The organism is Streptomyces sp. NPDC001153, from assembly GCF_053598315.1.
This window is the reverse complement of record NZ_JBSFJZ010000047.1, coordinates 20,927-37,191: the sequence shown is the minus strand read 5'-3', so window position 1 is coordinate 37,191 and position 16,265 is coordinate 20,927. Positions and strand designations below refer to the sequence as shown.

Below are 16,265 nucleotides of genomic sequence, written 5' to 3'. Positions count from 1 at the left end.
GGGCCGGTCATGTGGTGATGGACTCCCTGCTCTGGGTGGGTACCAGGACCGGCTTGGCGACGGTGCCGAGCAGTTCGCGGTACACGTCGATCACCGCGTCCGTGGTCAGCTGTACGTCGTGGGCGGCGAGGACGTGCGCCCGGCCCTGCGCGCCCAGTGCCGCGCGCAGCGGTCCGCGGCGCAGCAGCGCCGTCAGCGCCCGTGCCAGCATCTCGGGGTCCTCCGGCGGCACCAGGCAGTGCGGCAGATGCCCGGGCGGCAGGCTCTCGCGCGCCCCGTCCACGTCCGTGACCAGGACGGGGCGCGCACACGCCATGGCCTCCAGGGGGACGAGTGCCATGCCCTCCCAGCGGGACGGCAGGACCACGACGTCGGCGGACCGGTACCAGGGGGCGGCGTCGAGTGCCGGGCCGGCGAACTCCACCGACGCGGGCGCGAGCGCGCGCAGCAGGCCCGCGTCGGGGCCGTCGCCGACCAGCACCAGCCGGGCGGCGGGCTCCTGCCGCACGACCGCGGGCCAGGCCTTCAGCAGCACGTCCTGGCCCTTCTGCCGGCACAGCCGTCCCACGCATACGACGAGGGGGCCCGCTGCGGAGCGGGCGATGCTCCCCTCCGGCCGGAACCTGCTCGTGTCGACGCCGTTGGGAATCACGTGCCAATGGGCGGTGATGCCGCTCTGCTCCCCCGTACGCCGCTCCGCCTCGCTCACGCACAGCACGCGGGTCGCCCACCGTGCCCCGAACTGCTCCCAGCGCAGGGCTGCTTGGGCCATGACGCCGTCCACGGCCTCGAACGACCACGCGTGCGGCTGGAAGACGGTCGGGCGACGGCCGCGCACCGCGAGCCGTGCCACGAGTCCCGCCTTCGCGCTGTGCGCATGCACCACGTCGGGCCGCACCTCGCGCAGCAGCCGGGCCAGCCTCCCCACCTCACCGGGGAGTTGGGGACCCGGTGTGCGGGTCGCGTCCCAGGGCAGCACCCTGCAGCCGGCCGCGCGCAGGGCGTCCGTCAGCGTGCCGCCTCTCGGGCAGGCCACGGTGACACGCAGCCCCGCGGCGACCTGGGCCGCCGCCAGGTCCGTCACGAACCGGGCGACACCGCCCTCCACGGGCTGTGTGACGTGCAGGACGTGCGGCTCGCGTGCGGCGGACCGCGTCGCACGGCGCGGAACGGAACCGAGGGGAATGCGCATGACCAGGGCTTCCCTTCTGAAGAAACATTCCGAACCCGTCACTGACTGTGTGAACACAGGTTCGGCATAAATTCGTCGGATCCGTGAAGCAACACTAGCCTCTTATCCGTCTTTTTCCGGGAGGCCGTGAACTGTGTCGGAAACACGGCCCCCTTCAGACGAATAATAAGATAAAAGTTCCGCACGGTCATTCAGGATGTATGAATTCCGGGAACTTGTTGTCGGCGGAGTTTCCCGCGGCGTCTTTCACTCGTTAGCCCGACGGAAGCGAGATTGAAAGGAACCCAATGAAGAATCTGAAGGCTGCCGCGCTCATGGCCGGCGCCCTGGCCATCGCCGGCGCTGCGGCGCCCGCTGTAGCCGCGGACCTGCCGGGGCAGGGCCTCGTCGAGGACGGGAAGTCGGTCGCCCGTACCCTGCCCAACGCAGCCGAGATCCCGACGGGTGAACTGGCCAGCAACGTCAAGCAGACGACGGACGGCGTGAAGAAGTCCGGCGTCGTCAAGACGCCGGTCTTCGGCGGCGCCCTGCCGAACCCCCTCAACGGCAAGCCGCCCGCCGCGCTTCCGGCCCTCAAGTAGAGGACATGCCCTGCCGGGCCGCAAAGGCCGGCTCCGCCTGCCGCGGAGCCGGCCTTCTTCGTGTGCGGGAAAAACAGTGTTCGGGAAAAACAGAAGGCGGCCCGCCGTGCGTCGGCGGGCCGCCAGGCTCCGGGCTGCTCAGAACAGCAGACCACCGGTGTACGAGCCGAGCTGCGACTGGTCGACCGCCGCGGTGTTGCAGGCAGCGTAGTGCGAGTTCGGCGCGGCGACACCCGCGCCACCGAGGACGCCGACGGAGCCGTTGGACCACGGCGCGATGCAGCGGCCGTCGATGACGGAGCCGTTGGAGACCAGCAGGCCCTGCTGAGGGGAGTTCACGACGACCGGGGACTCCGAGAAGCCGTTGCCGCCGGTGACGTTGGTGTTGTTGTCGTCGGCCGCAGCGGCGCCACCGGCCGCCAGGACGAGACCCGCGGCCAGGACGGACAGGGCCGTAACCTTCTTACGCATGGATGCGCCTTTCGGATGGGAGGGCAGGTCGGGCGGGAACGTCTGCCGACGTCCCCGCCCTGCTCCGGGATGGTTCGGAGCGCAAAGGGGGCTCAGAAGAGCAGGCCGCCGGCGTACGGAGCCTTCTGCGACTGGTCGACCTTGGCCGTGTTGCAGGCGGCGTAGTGCGAGTTCGGCACGATGGTCGCGGCGCCGCCGAGGACGCCCACGGCTCCGTTGGACCACGGCGCGACGCAGCGCAGGTCGACGAGCGTGCCGTTGGAGACGACGGCGCCCTGCTGCGGGGCGTTCACGACGACGGGGGACGACGAGAAGCCGTTGCCGCCGGTGACCGTCGTGCAGTTGTCGGCTGCGGCAGTGCCGGCGGCCGCGAGGACGACGCCCGCGGCGAGGGCGGAGATGGCCGTAACCTTGTTACGCATGGAGTGTCCTTTCCGGACTGCGAGGGGGTTCACCTGCTCGGAATGACTCGAAGCAGGGGTCAGAAGAGCAGGCCGCCGGCGTACGGAGCCTTCTGCGACTGGTCGACCGCCGCGGTGTTGCAGGCGGCGTAGTGCGAGTTCGGCACGATGGTCGCGGCGCCGCCGATGGCGGCGCCCACGGCTCCGTTGGACCACGGCGCGATGCAGCGGCCGTCGATGAGCGAGCCGTTGACGACAACCACCCCCTGCTGAGGTGCGTTCACGACGACCGGGGACTCCGAAAAGCCGTCACCACCAGTGACGTTCGTCGTGTTCGAGTGGGCGGAGGCAACGCCAGCGCTGCCGCAGAGCGCGCTAAGGGCGAGTGCAGTGACGACCGCGAACTTCCTGGTCAACTCGGTTCCTTCCTGGATTCACGGTAAGCCGCGCTTACATAGCAAGAAACCGAAATATGTGGCGAAAAGTCACGCGGACAAGGCCCATTCTCGCTGGATTCCACCGGATGGCTCAGCGTCGCCGCGCACCGTTCACCCGGACGCACGTGCCGGGATTTCACCGACGTGCGTCCGGCCCACTGGCAAGGAGGAGTCCAGTGGGCCGGACAGGCTTTGCGGCATTTCCCCCGCACGCATCGGGCGCGGGGCGGGTGTGGAGCTGAATGGTCCAGCTGCGACCTCTGGGCCTGCGGCTTCGAGGCGCCGGACGGGGGCCGTACCACGCGGCCACCGGGCGATCCGTCCCGCGGCACTGCGGCGTCGCCCACGGATCGGGATCTCCGGCGGACCGGAACCGGATCAGAGTGTCGGAATTCCGGTCCCACCTCTGTCTCGCGAACAGAGGGGAGCACATGGCAGCGAAAGCATGGCGAACGGGAGGACTTCCGCCGCGCCGACTCCTGACGGTTTCCGTGTCACCCCTGGTTGAGCAGGCTGCCGACACCGGCGCTGGTCGGCCCGTTCAGCGGGTGGAGCTGAACGGAGCCGGAGCCGAGCGGATTCTTCACCGGAATTGCGGGCTTCTTGTTGCTGCTGCGGCCCATACCGTCCAGGTACACACCGGAGACCTTGGCCGCCTTGTTCTTGCCGGTGACCGTCGACGACTGGGCGTCGAACGCGCTGCCCTTGGTGAGGTTGCCCTGCTTGGCCACCCGCATCACGGTGTCCGCCGCGGGCACGAGCGCCGGAGCCACATCGGTCTGGGACATGAGGCCGAGCGGGCCGGTGTTTTCGTGGGCAGGTGCCTTGGTGACGGCCGAAGCCGCCACGGCGGAACCACCCACAAGACCCGCACCAATGGCCAACGCCGCAGTGGTGAAAACTGCCTTCTTCATGATTCACCTCACTTGAAGTTACCTCTGATCCGACAGATGCAGAACATAGCAGTCCGCAGCCAGCTCAAAGCGAGGCACTACTCCATACGCATGAATACAAAGGGAGTGAAGAAGCGCATTACTCCGGATTCCCTGGAGTTATTCACATGTGGTCGGTGAATCCATTGATCGTAAAAGAAAACTATGACACCACGTCTTTGTGTGCGAATTGCCTGAAGGCGAGCGCGAACAGTACCAGCGCGTATGTCACGGAGATAGCGGCGCCCTGGATCATGCCGGACCACTCCGGGTGCGGCTGGACGGCGTCGGCCCAGGCGAACTGCCAGTGCGCGGGCAGGAAGTCGCGCCAGTGGCCGAGCGCGGTGACGGCGTCCAGGACGTTGCCGACGATGGTCAGGCCGACCGCGCCGCCGACCGCGCCGAGCGGGGCGTCCGTCCTCGTCGACAGCCAGAACGCCAGCCCGGCGGTGACCAGTTGGGACACGAAGACGTACGCCACGGTCAGCGCGAGGCGCTGCGTCGCCGTGCCGGTGTCGAGCGCGCCGCCCGTCGGTACCTGCAGCGGACCCCAGCCGTAGGCCGCCGTACCGACCGCGAGGGCGACCACCGGGAGCAGGATCATCGCGGCGAGGCTCAGCCCGAGCGCCACGGCCAGCTTGGACCACAGCAGCCGGGCGCGCGGCACGGGCGCGGCGAGCAGATAGCGCAGGGAGGACCAGCTCGCCTCGGAGGCCACCGTGTCCCCGCAGAACAGCGCGACCGGGATCACCAGCAGGAAGCCGGCCGAGACGAACAGGTTCACCGCGGCGAAGTTGGCGCCGGACGCGGTGGCCGTGTCCATCAGGGTGATCCGGCCGTCACGGCTCGCGGGGTCGCCGCCAATCGCGAAGGCGATCAGCAGTACGAACGGCAGCAGGGCGAGAACGGCGCCCATGACCAGGGTGCGGCGCCGCTTGAGCTGGCGGACCAGCTCCACCCGCAGCGGCAGGGTGTGCCGCGCCGAGAAGCCGGAGGCGACCTCGGTGAGCGCGCTCATGCTGAACCTCCGATCAGGGTGAGGAAGGCGTCTTCCAGACGGCGGTGCGGGCCGACCGATGCGACCGGCACCTCCAGCCGCACCAGCTCCGCGACCAGCCGCTCGGCCGTGCCGCCGGGGTTCAGCCGGACCAGCAGCCCGTCGTCGGTGCGCACGGCGGAGGCGACGCCGGACAGCGCGGCCACCTTCTCCATGACCGGCTCCTCCACGGGCGTGGCGGTGCCGACCAGCAGCGTGTCGCCGGAGCCGACGATCTCGCCGACCGGACCGGCCTGGACGAGCCGGCCGCGGTCCATCACCACCAGGTGGGTGCAGGACTGCTCGACCTCGGCGAGGAGATGGCTGGAGACGATCACCGTACGGCCGCCGGCCGCGTAGCGGATCATCACCTCGCGCATCTCGCGTATCTGGGGCGGGTCGAGGCCGTTGGTGGGCTCGTCGAGGATGAGCAGGTCGGGCAGGCCGAGCATGGCCTGGGCGATGGCGAGGCGCTGGCGCATGCCCTGCGAGTAGGTGCGCACCGCGCGGGCGAGCGCGTCGCCGAGCCCGGCGATCTCCAACGCCTCGTCCAGGTGGGCGTCCTGAGGGGGCCGGCCGGTGGCCCGCCAGTACAGTTCCAGGTTCTCCCGGCCGGACAGGTGCGGCAGGAAGCCCGCGCCCTCCACGAAGGCGCCGACCCTCGACAGCACGGGTGCGCCGGGCCGGATCGCGTGGCCGAAGACGCGGATCTCGCCGTCGTCCGGGGTGATCAGGCCCATCAGCATGCGCAGGGTGGTGGTCTTCCCCGCACCGTTGGGTCCGAGGAGACCGAGCACCTGGCCCTTGTCCACCCGGAAGGACAGCTCGCGCACCGCGTACCGGTCGGCGGACTTCGCGTACCGCTTGCTCAAGTCCTTGATGACGAGCGGGACTTCGGCCAGCTCGGGGTCGGGCGCGGGGCCGGCCGTACGGCGGCGGGCGGTGAGCAGCAGGGCGAGCGCGATCGCCGCGCCGGCCGCCGGCAGCCACCAGACCCAGGCGGGCAGGGGCGCCGCGGCGGTGGTCACGGAGGGGGCCGTCGGCACGCTCAGCTCTCCCTTGAGGGAGACGGTGTAGGTGGCCGGCGCGGCCGGTGAGGCGTAGCCGAGGTCGGTGGAGGCGAGGACCAGGCGGAGCCGGTGGCCCTTCTGCACCTCGTGGTCGATGGCCGGGAGGGTGACTGTGACGTCCTTGCCGGCCCTGGCGCCCGTGACGCGGAAGGGGGTGACGAGCTCGGAGGGCAGCACCTGCTGGACGCCGTCGGGGCCGACGTCGTAGACCTTGCCGAAGAGGACGGCGTCGTCGCTGGTCGAGGTGATGTGGACGGTCGCGGTCGGGGTGCCGGTGATCTGCAGGTCGCCGGTGAGCGGCGCGGAGTCGAACGTCGCGTACTGGCCGGGGAAGTCGAGGGAGACGCCGAGGCCGAGCGCGGACAGCTGGGTGAGGCCACCGAAGCCGCCGAGGCCGGGCAGGGCGGAGACGCCGGGCGGGCTGGCGCCGGCCGGGTTGGTGACCTGCTGCCCGGTGCCGCCGGTCAGGGCGATGCGGCGCGGGTGGTCGCGCAGGCCGGGGTAGGCGCCCGCGGTCGCGCCGCGCAGCTGGGCGGTGCCGTCGGTGGAGTTCACGCCGCCGGTGCGGGTGATCCGGAAGGCCGGGCCGGTGCCGGCCGAGGCGTCGCCCTTCAGATACCGGTCGAACCACGCACGCACGCGTGCCTGGACCCGCCCGCTCTCCATGTCCCCGCCGTCGTGGCCGCCCGCGATCCAGTCGACGTCGACAGGGGCGCCGTTCGCCCGGATCGCCTTCTCGGCGGCGTCGGACTGGCCGAGGGTGAACAGGGAGTCCGTCTGGCCCTGCACCAGCAGGGCGGGCACCCGGATGCGGGCGCCGACGGCCGACGGCGAGCGCTCCTCCAGCAGTTTGCGGGCGGCCGCGTCCGGGGTGCCGGACTCGGCGACCCTGTCGTACATCCGGCACAGCGCGGGCTCGAAACGGGCGCAGCCGCCGCCGGTGTTGAAGAAGACGCCGGCCCACAGCTTCTTGAACACGCCGTTCGGGAACAGGGCGTCCGCGAGGTTCCAGTAGGTGATGGCCGGGGCGATGGCGTCCACCCGGTGGTCGTATCCGGCGGCGAGCAGGGAGACCGCGCCGCCGTAGGAGCCGCCGGCCATGCCCACGCGCGGGTCGCCGGGTTTGTCGAGCTGGACCTCGGGGCGCCTCGCCAGCCAGTCGATGAGCCGGGAGACGTCGGTGACCTCGCCCTTCGGGTCGTTGAGCCCGATCTTCCCGGTGGACTTCCCGAAGCCGCGCGCGGACCACGTCAGGACCGCGTACCCGTCCTTCGCGAGGTCCTCGGCCTGCTGCCGCATGTCGTCCTTGCTGCCGCCGAAGCCATGCGCCAGCAGGACGGCGGGGTGCCGTCCGGCGCTGGCCGGGGTGAAGAACGACGTGTCCAGACGCACGCCGTCCACCGCCATGACCTGGTCGGTCCTGTGCACCGGGGGCGTGTCACCGGAGGCGACGGCCGTCCACGTCCCGGCACCGGCCAGCGCCACGACGGCGGCCGCGCCGGCGACGAGCCGACGCGGCCTCTTGAGCAGCCCCCGCAGCGAGAGCCGGCGAAGATCCATGCCTCAACGGTACGGGCCGCCACTGACAAGCGAGGGAGCCGGTGGGCTGAAACCCCGCCCCTACCGGGGGAGTACGGGGCCCGCCCGGCGTACACCAGCCGTGGTACGAAGGCGCATGGACATTCGCCGGGCCACCACCGTCGCCGAGGTCGTCGCCGCCGATCACCTGTTCGACCATCCGGCGCGTCCGGAGTGGGCGGAGCGTTTCCTCACCACCGCCGGGCACCATCTGCTGCTGGCGTACGCCGACGGCGGGCCGGTCGGCTTCGTCAGCGGGGTCGAGACGGTCCACCCCGACAAGGGCACCGAGATGTTCCTGTACGAGCTGGCGGTGGCGGAGCCGTACCGGCGCCGGGGCATCGGCCGGGCGCTGGTGGAGCGGCTGGCCGCGCTGGCCCGCGAGCGCGGCTGCTACGGCATGTGGGTCGGGGTCGACGCCGGAAACGACGTCGCCCTTGCCGCCTATCGCAGTGCGGGCGGCAAGGACGACGACGCGTGCAGGGTGATGACCTGGGAGTTCTGACTACGCCTGCGCACCCTCGGCGAGCTGCTCCTCCTCGGCGAGCCGCATGTCCTCCGGGAGGGACACCACCCAGCGGGTCTCGCGGCGCGGGCGGAGGTAGAAGGCCCAGTAGAGGGTGGCGGCGGCGGTGATGCCGCCGGTCCACCACAGGTAGGACGGGTCCTGCTCGACCAGGACGTAGACGAGCACGGCGATCAGCAGGACCGGCATCGCCGGCCACAGCGGCATCCGCCAGGCCTTCTTGGTGCCGTGGGCGCCGCGCCGGGAGAGCAGCGCGGCGATCGCGACCAGCAGGTACAGGCCGGTGACGGCGACGCCGGTGACGCCGTAGAGGGTGTCCAGGTTGACGAAGCAGAGCAAGGCACCGGGGACGCCGACGACGAGGGTGGCGACCCACGGGGAGCCGAACCGGCCGAGCTTGGAGAGGGCGTTGTTGACCGGCGCGGGCCAGGCCTTGTCGCGGGCGGAGGCGAACAGGACGCGGGAGTTCTGGATGACCATGACGATGCCCGCGTTGATGATCGCGAGGGCGACGCAGAGGCTGACGAAGGTGCCGACGGACGAGTTGCTCCAGGCGATGACCATGCTGGAGATGTCGCCGCCGGTCAGGGTCTTCAGGTCACCGGCGCCGAGGGTGATCGCCACGACCGGCACCAGGATGACGACGCTGGAGATGGCGAGGGTGGCGAGGACGGTGCGGGCGACGCTGCGGCGCGGGTTCTCCAGCTCCTCGGAGAGGTAGATGGCGGTGGAGAAGCCCTGGGTGGCGAAGAGGGCGATGGCGAGCCCGGAGAGGACCATCATGGCCGTGACCGGGGTGACGTGCGTGTGCTCGCCGGCCACCTGCAGCGAGCTCACGAGGCTGCCCGCACCGCGGTGGGAGTGGGTGAAGCCGAGCACGGCGACGACTCCGGCGGCAACGACCTCCAGGACCAGGAAGATGCCGGTGATCCAGGCGTTGGCGCGCAGGTCCAGCAGACCGGCGAGGGTGGCCGCGATCATCACGCCGGCGCCCGTCATGGACGGGTCGAGGTGGACGACCGGGGCGAGGTAGTCGGCGGTGCCCATGGCGATGACCGGAGGGACGATCATCACGACGAGCAGCGACATCACGAAGGCCAGCCAGCCGGCGAGCCGTCCGGCGAGGGTGGAGACGATGGCGTACTCGCCGCCCGCGCTGGGGATGAGGGTGCCCAGCTCCGAGTAGCAGAAGGCCACGGGGATGCAGAGGAGCGCGCCGATGGCGAGGCACAGGGCCGTGGCGGTGCCCAGGCTGGAGAACAGGTCGGGCACGATCACGAAGAGCGTGGAGGCGGGCGTGACGCAGGAGAGAGTCAGCAGGGTGCCGCCGACGACACCGATGGAACGCTTGAGCTTCTGGGGACTGTCAGAAGCGTCTATGACGGCTGTATCGACAGGGCGGAGCGTGTCGGTCATGCGGCGGTTCCGATCGACTCGTGCGAGTGAGGTGGGGGTCGGGAGCGCTATCGCCTCCGGCGGCTGGTCGTACATGCTCTGGTCCGCTCCCGGCGGCTGAATGGAACCCCGACGAAAACCGCCGCGTCAATGGGTGTTCACCTACGAAATCCGCAGCAAAGAAGCGGCCGATCGCCGATTCTCGTATCAACGGTCCCTATGGGCGGGCCCTTGCGGCCGTACGAGAATCGCAGCGCCCCCGCACAAAAAAACAGGGCCGTCCGCATAGCGGACGGCCCTGTGGGGTCCTATCGGTCCCCGTCGGCCGCTCAGTGGTTGCGCGGGAAGCCCAGGTCCACGCCCGCCGGGGCGTCGGCCGGGTCGGGCCAGCGCGTGGTGACGACCTTGCCGCGGGTGTAGAAGTGCGTGCCGTCGTTGCCGTAGATGTGGTGGTCGCCGAAGAGCGAGTCCTTCCAGCCGCCGAAGGAGTGGTAGCCCACCGGCACCGGGATCGGCACGTTCACGCCGACCATGCCCGCCTCGATCTCCAGCTGGAAGCGGCGGGCCGCGCCGCCGTCCCGGGTGAAGATCGCGGTGCCGTTGCCGAACGGCGAGGCGTTGATGAGCGCCACGCCCTCGTCGTAGGTGTCGACGCGCAGCACGCACAGCACCGGGCCGAAGATCTCCTCCTGGTACGCCTTCGCGGTGGTCGGCACCTTGTCCAGCAGCGAGATGCCGATCCAGTGGCCGTCCTCGAAGCCCTCGACGCTGTATCCGGTGCCGTCCAGGACCACCTCGGCGCCCTCGCCGGCGGCACCCGCGACGTACGACGCCACCTTGTCACGGTGGGCCGCGGTGATCAGCGGGCCCATCTCGGACGCCGGGTCGTTGCCGGGACCGATCTTGATCTTCTCGGCGCGCTCGCGGATCTTCTCCACCAGCGTGTCACCGATCGAGCCCACGGCCACGACCGCCGAGATGGCCATGCAGCGCTCGCCCGCCGAGCCGTAGGCCGCCGAGACCGCCGCGTCGGCCGCCGCGTCCAGGTCGGCGTCCGGCAGGACCAGCATGTGGTTCTTGGCCCCGCCGAGGGCCTGCACCCGCTTGCCGTTGGCGGAGGCCGTCGTGTGGATGTAGCGGGCGATCGGCGTGGAGCCGACGAACGACACCGCCTTGACGTCCGGGTGCTCCAGCAGGCGGTCCACGGCCACCTTGTCGCCGTGGACGACGTTGAAGACGCCGTCCGGCAGACCGGCCTCGGACAGCAGCTCGGCGATCCGGACCGACGCCGACGGGTCCTTCTCGCTCGGCTTCAGCACGAACGTGTTGCCGCACGCGATGGCGATGGGGAACATCCACATCGGGACCATCGCCGGGAAGTTGAACGGCGTGATGCCGGCGACGACACCGAGCGGCTGCCGGATCGAGGAGACGTCGACCCGGCTGGCGACCTCCGTGGACAGCTCGCCCTTCAGCTGCACGTTGATGCCACAGGCCAGGTCGACGATCTCCAGACCGCGCGCGACCTCGCCGAGCGCGTCGGAGTGCACCTTGCCGTGCTCGGCGGTGATCAGCTCGGCGATCTCGTCGCGGTGGGCGTCGAGCAGCGCACGGAACCGGAAGAGGATGGTGGTCCGCTGGGCCAGGGACGACCGGCCCCAGGTCGAAAAGGCATCCTTCGCAGCTGCTACTGCCGCGTCCACCTCCTCCACCGACGCGAACGCGACCTTCGTGGTGACCGCGCCGGTCGCCGGGTCGGTGACCGGCCCGTACGTGCCCGACGCGCCTTCGACGGTCTTCCCGCCGATCCAGTGGTTGACGATCTTCGTCATGCCCAGAGACTCCTTATTACAGATGGCGGCGTCGGGTCGAGACGTGCCGTTCGTACAGCTCTCGTGCCTTGACCGCGGACGGTCGGGTCGCGGTCTCGGCCACAGGAACATCCCACCAGGCCTGCGCCGGAGGCGCGCCCGACACAGTGTCGGACGTTTCGGTCTCCACGTAGACACATGTGGGAGTGTCGGCGGCGCGCGCCTCGGCGAGCGCCTCGCGCAGCTCCCGTACGGTCTTCGCGCGCAGCACCCGCATGCCCAGGCTGGCCGCGTTGGCGGCGAGGTCCACCGGCAGCGGGGCGCCCGTGAACGTCCCGTCCCCGGCCTGGAACCGGTAGGCGGTGCCGAACCGCTCGCCGCCCACCGATTCCGAGAGCCCGCCGATGGACGCGTACCCGTGGTTCTGCACCAGCAGGATCTTGATCGCGACGCCCTCCTGCACGGCCGTCACGATCTCCGTCGGCATCATCAGATACGTGCCGTCGCCGACCAGCGCCCACACGTTCCGCTCCGGCGCGGCCAGCTTCACGCCGAGCGCGGCCGGGATCTCGTAGCCCATGCAGGAGTAGCCGTACTCCAGGTGGTACTGGTCCACCGACCGGGCCCGCCACAGCTTGTGCAGATCGCCCGGGAGCGAGCCGGCCGCGTTGATGATGATGTCCGACTCGTCCACCAGGGCGTCCAGGGCGCCGATGACCTGCGGCTGGGTGGGCCGCATGTCCGGCTCCTCGGCCTCGAAGCAGGCGTCGACGCGCTGCTCCCAGCGCTCCTTGTCCTCGCTGTACTCGGTGACGTACGCCTCCGCCACCTTGTGCCCGTGCATCACCAGCGCCTCGGTCAGCTCGCCCAGGCCGCTGCGGGCGTCGGCGACCAGCGGGAGTCCGGACAGCTTGTGGCCGTCGTACGGCGCGATGTTGAGGTTGAGGAAGCGGACGTCCGGGTTCTCGAAGAGGGTGCCGGAGGCGGTGGTGAAGTCGGTGTAGCGGGTGCCGACGCCGATCACCAGGTCCGCGGTGCGGGCCAGTTCGTCGGCGGTCGCGGTGCCGGTGTGGCCGACCCCGCCCACGTCCTGCGGATGGTCGTGGCGCAGGGAGCCCTTGCCGGCCTGGGTGGAGGCGACCGGGATGCGGGTGGCCGCCGCGAACTCGGCGAGGGCCAGCTCGGCGCGGCTGTGGTGGACTCCGCCGCCCGCGATCACCAGCGGCCGGCGTGCCTCCCGGACCGCCCGGACCGCCTCGGCCAGCTCGGTCGGGTCCGCGCCCGGCCGGCGTACCGTCCACACGCGCGTCGAGAAGAACTCCTCCGGCCAGTCGAAGGCCTCCGCCTGCACGTCCTGCGGCAGGGCGAGGGTCACCGCGCCGGTCTCCACCGGGTCGGTGAGCACCCGCATGGCCTGCAGGGCGCTCGGGATCAGGGCCTCCGGGCGGGTGATGCGGTCGAAGTACTTCGACACGGGGCGCAGGGTGTCGTTGACCGACACATCGCCGGCGTACGGCACCTCCAGCTGCTGCAGGACCGGGTCGGCGGGGCGGGTGGCGAAGACGTCACCGGGCAGGAGCAGGACCGGGAGGTGGTTGATGGTCGCGAGGGCGGCGCCGGTGACCAGGTTGGTGGCGCCGGGGCCGATCGAGGTCGTCACCGCGTGCGTGGACAGCCGGTTCGACTGGCGGGCGTAGCCGACGGCCGCGTGCACCATGGACTGCTCGTTGCGGCCCTGGTGGTACGGCATGACGTCGGCGTACTCGATCAGCGCCTGGCCGAGCCCCGCGACGTTGCCGTGCCCGAAGATGCCCCAGGTGGCGCCGATCAGCCGCTGCCGTGCGCCGTCGCGTTCGGTGTACTGGGCGGCGAGGAAACGGACCAGCGCCTGCGCGACGGTCAGCCGGGTCGTCGTCATCGGTAGCCCCCTGTGCTCTCTACGTGATCGGGGTGGAAGCAGATCCGCCACTCCCGGGTCTCGCCCGGGCCCGCCATGACGTTCAGGTAGTACATGTCATGCCCGGGCTGGGCGATGGACGGGCCGTGCCAGCCGTCGGGGACCAGGACGGCGTCACCCGAACGGACCTCGGCGAGGACATCGCTGCCGCCCTCCCGCGAGGGGAACACGCGCTGGTAGCCGAGTCCGTTCGGGCCGTCGATCTCGAAGTAGTAGATCTCCTCCAGCTCGGACTCCTCGCCCGGCCGGTGCTCGTCGTGCTTGTGCGGCGGGTACGACGACCAGTTGCCGCCCGGGGTGATCACCTCGACGGCGATCAGCTTGTCGCAGTCGAAGGAGTCGGCCGAGGCGAAGTTGCGCACGCGGCGGGCACAGGTGCCGCTGCCGCGCTCCTCGACGGGGACCTCCGGCGCGGGGCCGTAGCGGGCGGGGAGTCGTCGCTCGCACTTCGCTCCTGCCAGGGCGAAGCGGCCTCCCGCGCCGGAGGCGATCTGGACCCGGGCGTCACGGGGCGCGTACGCGAAGTCGGAGACGTCCGCGAACACGCTTTCCCTGCCCAGGAGTTGGAACTCGTCCTTCTCGGTTGGCGTGGTCTCGATTCGCACCGTACATCCGCCTTCCAGCGGAAGCACGATCCACTCGCTGTCGTCGGAGGTGAACGTATGGCCGCCGCCGGGCGCCAGCTCGACCACGCGCAGGCTGCTGTGTGTCCAGCCGGCCAACTTGGGGTCGATGTCGACGGCGTACCGGGCGTTCGCGGTGGCGCCCCGGGGCAGATGCAGGTCGGTGCTGGTCATGCGGCCCTCACAGCAGTCCTACGGCGGTGTCCACGGCGGCGGCCACATCGCCGTCCGCCGGGTACAGCAGCGAGCGGCCGACCACCAGGCCGCGCACGGTGGGCAGTTGGAGCGCGCCGCGCCACTTCTCGTAGGCGGCGACCTGGTCCTCGGGCGAGTCGCCGATGTCCCCGCCGAGCAGCACGGCCGGCAGGGTGGAGGTCTCCATGACCCGGGCCATGTCGTCGGGGTTCTCGGTGACCGGCACCTTCAGCCAGGTGTAGGCCGAGGAGCCGCCGAGGCCGGAGGCGATGGCGATGGACCGGGTGACCGCCTCGGCCGACAGGTCGTTCCTGACCTTCCCCTCGGGGGTGCGGCGGCTGATGAACGGCTCCACGAAGACCGGCAGCCGGCGCGCGGCCATGTCGTCGATGGCGCGGGCGGTGGACTCCAGCGTGGTCAGGGAGCCGGGGTCGTCGTAGTCGATGCGCAGCAGCAGCTTGCCCGCGTCGAAACCGAGCCGCTGGATGTCCTCGGGGCGGTGCCCGGTGAACCGGTCGTCCAGCTCGAAGCTCGCCCCCTGCAGTCCGCCGCGGTTCATGGAGCCCATGACCACCTTGTGGTCGAGGGCGCCGAGCAGGAGCAGGTCGTCCAGGATGTCGGCGGTGGCGAGGACGCCGTCCACGCCGGGCCGGGACAGTGCCAGGCACAGCCGCTGAAGCAGGTCGGCGCGGTTGGCCATGGCGAGCCTGCGGTCGCCGACACCGAGGGCACCCCTGGCGGGGTGGTCGGCGGCGACGATCATCAGCTTTCCGCTCTCGTTGAGCAGCGGCCTGCGAGCACGACGGGTGGCGGCCTCGGCGATCGCCTCCGGGTGGTGGGTACGGACACGGACGAGCTCGGCCACGTCGACACGGGGGCGCGCGGGGCCTGCGGCGCCTTCGCCGGTGGCGGTACGGGGGCGGAGGCTTGCGGCGCCTTCGCGGGGGGCGGTTGCGGTGTCTTCGCGGCGGGCGGCCGTGGTGCCCTCGCGGGGAGCGGCCGTGGTGCCCTCGTGGGGAGGGGGCTCGGTGGGTTCCGGTTCGGTGCCGGCGCCGCCCTCGTGTTGGGTGCCCGTGACCCGGCCCGCCCTCACAGCACCGCTCCGGCGTCGAGCGCGGCGGCCACCTCGTCCAAGGTGGGCATCGCGGAGGAGCATTCCAGGCGGGAGGCGACGATGGCGCCGGCCGCGTTGGCGTGCCGCATGATCGTCTCCAGGTCCCAGCCGGCCAGCAGGCCGTGGCACAGCGAGCCGCCGAAGGCGTCACCGGCGCCGAGGCCGTTGAGGACGTTGACGGGCAGCGGTGGCACCTCGGCGGACTCTCCTGACGCGCTGACCGCCAGAACCCCCTTGGGGCCCTGCTTGACCACGGCGATCTCCACGCCGGCGTCGAGCAGCGCGCGGGCGGCGGCGTGCGGCTCGCGCACCCCGGTCGCCACCTCCACCTCGTCCAGGTTGCCGACGGCGACCGTGGTGTGGCGCAGGGCCTCCGCGTAGAAGGGGCGGGCCATGTCGGGGTCGGACCAGAACATGGGCCGCCAGTCGAGATCGAACACCGTGGTGCCTGCCTTCGCCCGGTGCGCGAGGGCCGCGAGGGTGGCCGTACGGCTGGGCTCCTCGCTCAGGCCGGTGCCGGTGACCCAGAAGACACGGGCCTCGCGGATGGCGCCGAGGTCCAGGTCGTGGGCGTCGATCTCCAGGTCGGGCGCCTTGGGCCGGCGGTAGAAGTAGAGCGGGAAGTCGTCCGGTGGGAAGACCTCGCAGAAGGTGACCGGGGTCGGGAGCCCCTGGACCGGCGTGACCCAGCGGTCGTCGACGCCGAAGCCGCGCAGCGCCTCGTGCAGATAGGTGCCGAACGCGTCGTCGCCCGTGCGGGTGATCACGGCGGTGTGCCGGCCGAGCCGGGCCGCGGCCACCGCGACGTTCGTCGCCGACCCGCCGAGGAACTTGCCGAAGGACGACACCTGGGCGAGCGGGACGCCGGTCTGCAGTGGGTAGAGGTCCACTCCGATCCGCCCCATGGTGATCAGGTCGTAGGCCATCGGCTTCCCTTCGTCATGAC

Annotated in this window: 15 protein-coding genes; 2 read left to right on the top strand and 13 right to left on the bottom strand. The window is 71.1% G+C overall.

Annotated features, from left to right (window positions below; genetic code table 11):
• Nucleotides 1-7 precede the first annotated feature (7 nt).
• Entirely contained in the window at nucleotides 8-1,192 is a 1,185-nt protein-coding gene (locus ACWDEN_RS38690) for a glycosyltransferase (protein ID WP_351611394.1), read from the bottom strand.
• A gap of 287 nt (nucleotides 1,193-1,479) precedes the next feature.
• Between ACWDEN_RS38690 and ACWDEN_RS38685 the strand changes: the two genes are divergently transcribed.
• The gene (locus tag ACWDEN_RS38685) at nucleotides 1,480-1,773 is read left to right on the top strand and encodes a hypothetical protein (RefSeq protein ID WP_351611391.1); all 294 of its coding nucleotides are present in this window, start codon (nucleotides 1,480-1,482) and stop codon (nucleotides 1,771-1,773) included.
• A 138-nt stretch (nucleotides 1,774-1,911) separates the two neighbouring features.
• Here ACWDEN_RS38685 and ACWDEN_RS38680 read toward each other — a convergent pair whose 3' ends face one another.
• The 6 genes from ACWDEN_RS38680 to ACWDEN_RS38655 all read right to left on the bottom strand — a co-directional run bounded on the left by ACWDEN_RS38680 (nucleotide 1,912) and on the right by ACWDEN_RS38655 (nucleotide 7,680).
• The gene (locus tag ACWDEN_RS38680; protein ID WP_351611388.1) at nucleotides 1,912-2,244 is read right to left on the bottom strand and encodes a hypothetical protein; all 333 of its coding nucleotides are present in this window, start codon (nucleotides 2,242-2,244) and stop codon (nucleotides 1,912-1,914) included.
• Between the two features lie 92 nt (nucleotides 2,245-2,336).
• Nucleotides 2,337-2,666: a hypothetical protein gene (locus ACWDEN_RS38675; RefSeq protein ID WP_351611386.1), complete on the bottom strand. Its 330-nt coding sequence runs from the start codon at nucleotides 2,664-2,666 to the stop codon at nucleotides 2,337-2,339.
• Between the two features lie 59 nt (nucleotides 2,667-2,725).
• Nucleotides 2,726-2,929 carry a hypothetical protein gene (locus tag ACWDEN_RS38670; RefSeq protein ID WP_351611384.1) on the bottom strand — a complete coding sequence of 68 codons (204 nt, stop codon included), beginning with the start codon at nucleotides 2,927-2,929 and terminating at the stop codon, nucleotides 2,726-2,728.
• Between the two features lie 647 nt (nucleotides 2,930-3,576).
• Entirely contained in the window at nucleotides 3,577-3,996 is a 420-nt protein-coding gene (locus tag ACWDEN_RS38665; RefSeq protein ID WP_351611382.1) for a hypothetical protein, read from the bottom strand.
• Nucleotides 3,997-4,177: 181 nt separating this feature from the next.
• Nucleotides 4,178-5,032, bottom strand: a complete 855-nt coding sequence (locus ACWDEN_RS38660; RefSeq protein WP_450862617.1) for an ABC transporter permease — start codon at nucleotides 5,030-5,032, stop codon at nucleotides 4,178-4,180.
• Nucleotides 5,029-7,680 (bottom strand): CocE/NonD family hydrolase, encoded by a 2,652-nt coding sequence (locus tag ACWDEN_RS38655; protein ID WP_450862615.1) that lies wholly within the window; start codon nucleotides 7,678-7,680, stop codon nucleotides 5,029-5,031. Before ACWDEN_RS38655 ends, ACWDEN_RS38660 begins: the two co-directional genes overlap by 4 nt.
• A gap of 115 nt (nucleotides 7,681-7,795) precedes the next feature.
• On the opposite strand from ACWDEN_RS38655, the gene ACWDEN_RS38650 reads away from it, so the two are divergent.
• Nucleotides 7,796-8,203: a GNAT family N-acetyltransferase gene (locus ACWDEN_RS38650; protein ID WP_351611375.1), complete on the top strand. Its 408-nt coding sequence runs from the start codon at nucleotides 7,796-7,798 to the stop codon at nucleotides 8,201-8,203.
• Here the strand turns inward: ACWDEN_RS38650 and ACWDEN_RS38645 are convergent, their stop codons facing one another.
• The 6 genes from ACWDEN_RS38645 to iolC all read right to left on the bottom strand — a co-directional run bounded on the left by ACWDEN_RS38645 (nucleotide 8,204) and on the right by iolC (nucleotide 16,245).
• Nucleotides 8,204-9,640 carry an APC family permease gene (locus ACWDEN_RS38645; RefSeq protein ID WP_450862613.1) on the bottom strand — a complete coding sequence of 479 codons (1,437 nt, stop codon included), beginning with the start codon at nucleotides 9,638-9,640 and terminating at the stop codon, nucleotides 8,204-8,206.
• Between the two features lie 308 nt (nucleotides 9,641-9,948).
• Complete coding sequence (gene mmsA, locus ACWDEN_RS38640; RefSeq protein WP_450862611.1) at nucleotides 9,949-11,451, bottom strand: CoA-acylating methylmalonate-semialdehyde dehydrogenase; 1,503 nt, start codon at nucleotides 11,449-11,451, stop codon at nucleotides 9,949-9,951.
• Between the two features lie 16 nt (nucleotides 11,452-11,467).
• Nucleotides 11,468-13,348 carry a 3D-(3,5/4)-trihydroxycyclohexane-1,2-dione acylhydrolase (decyclizing) gene (iolD, locus tag ACWDEN_RS38635; protein WP_450862609.1) on the bottom strand — a complete coding sequence of 627 codons (1,881 nt, stop codon included), beginning with the start codon at nucleotides 13,346-13,348 and terminating at the stop codon, nucleotides 11,468-11,470.
• Nucleotides 13,345-14,184: a 5-deoxy-glucuronate isomerase gene (iolB, locus tag ACWDEN_RS38630; RefSeq protein WP_450862607.1), complete on the bottom strand. Its 840-nt coding sequence runs from the start codon at nucleotides 14,182-14,184 to the stop codon at nucleotides 13,345-13,347. The genes iolD and iolB overlap by 4 nt, the downstream gene beginning before the upstream one ends.
• 7 nt (nucleotides 14,185-14,191) lie before the next feature.
• Nucleotides 14,192-15,070 carry a Cgl0159 family (beta/alpha)8-fold protein gene (locus tag ACWDEN_RS38625; protein WP_351611463.1) on the bottom strand — a complete coding sequence of 293 codons (879 nt, stop codon included), beginning with the start codon at nucleotides 15,068-15,070 and terminating at the stop codon, nucleotides 14,192-14,194.
• Nucleotides 15,071-15,294: 224 nt separating this feature from the next.
• On the bottom strand, nucleotides 15,295-16,245 hold the full coding sequence (iolC, locus tag ACWDEN_RS38620) for a 5-dehydro-2-deoxygluconokinase (protein ID WP_351611362.1): 951 nt from the start codon (nucleotides 16,243-16,245) through the stop codon (nucleotides 15,295-15,297).
• Between the last annotated feature and the right edge of the window lie 20 nt (nucleotides 16,246-16,265).

Bases quoted from the DNA above. Each gene is read 5' to 3' on its own strand.
- ACWDEN_RS38690 (WP_351611394.1), bottom strand. From the start codon at position 1,192: ATGCGCATTCCCCTCGGTTCCGTTCCGCGCCGTGCGACGCGGTCCGCC.
- ACWDEN_RS38685 (WP_351611391.1), top strand. From the start codon at position 1,480: ATGAAGAATCTGAAGGCTGCCGCGCTCATGGCCGGCGCCCTGGCCATC.
- ACWDEN_RS38680 (WP_351611388.1), bottom strand. From the start codon at position 2,244: ATGCGTAAGAAGGTTACGGCCCTGTCCGTCCTGGCCGCGGGTCTCGTC.
- ACWDEN_RS38675 (WP_351611386.1), bottom strand. From the start codon at position 2,666: ATGCGTAACAAGGTTACGGCCATCTCCGCCCTCGCCGCGGGCGTCGTC.
- ACWDEN_RS38665 (WP_351611382.1), bottom strand. From the start codon at position 3,996: ATGAAGAAGGCAGTTTTCACCACTGCGGCGTTGGCCATTGGTGCGGGT.
- ACWDEN_RS38660 (WP_450862617.1), bottom strand. From the start codon at position 5,032: ATGAGCGCGCTCACCGAGGTCGCCTCCGGCTTCTCGGCGCGGCACACC.
- ACWDEN_RS38655 (WP_450862615.1), bottom strand. From the start codon at position 7,680: ATGGATCTTCGCCGGCTCTCGCTGCGGGGGCTGCTCAAGAGGCCGCGT.
- ACWDEN_RS38650 (WP_351611375.1), top strand. From the start codon at position 7,796: ATGGACATTCGCCGGGCCACCACCGTCGCCGAGGTCGTCGCCGCCGAT.
- ACWDEN_RS38645 (WP_450862613.1), bottom strand. From the start codon at position 9,640: ATGACCGACACGCTCCGCCCTGTCGATACAGCCGTCATAGACGCTTCT.
- mmsA (WP_450862611.1), bottom strand. From the start codon at position 11,451: ATGACGAAGATCGTCAACCACTGGATCGGCGGGAAGACCGTCGAAGGC.
- iolD (WP_450862609.1), bottom strand. From the start codon at position 13,348: ATGACGACGACCCGGCTGACCGTCGCGCAGGCGCTGGTCCGTTTCCTC.
- iolB (WP_450862607.1), bottom strand. From the start codon at position 14,184: ATGACCAGCACCGACCTGCATCTGCCCCGGGGCGCCACCGCGAACGCC.
- iolC (WP_351611362.1), bottom strand. From the start codon at position 16,245: ATGGCCTACGACCTGATCACCATGGGGCGGATCGGAGTGGACCTCTAC.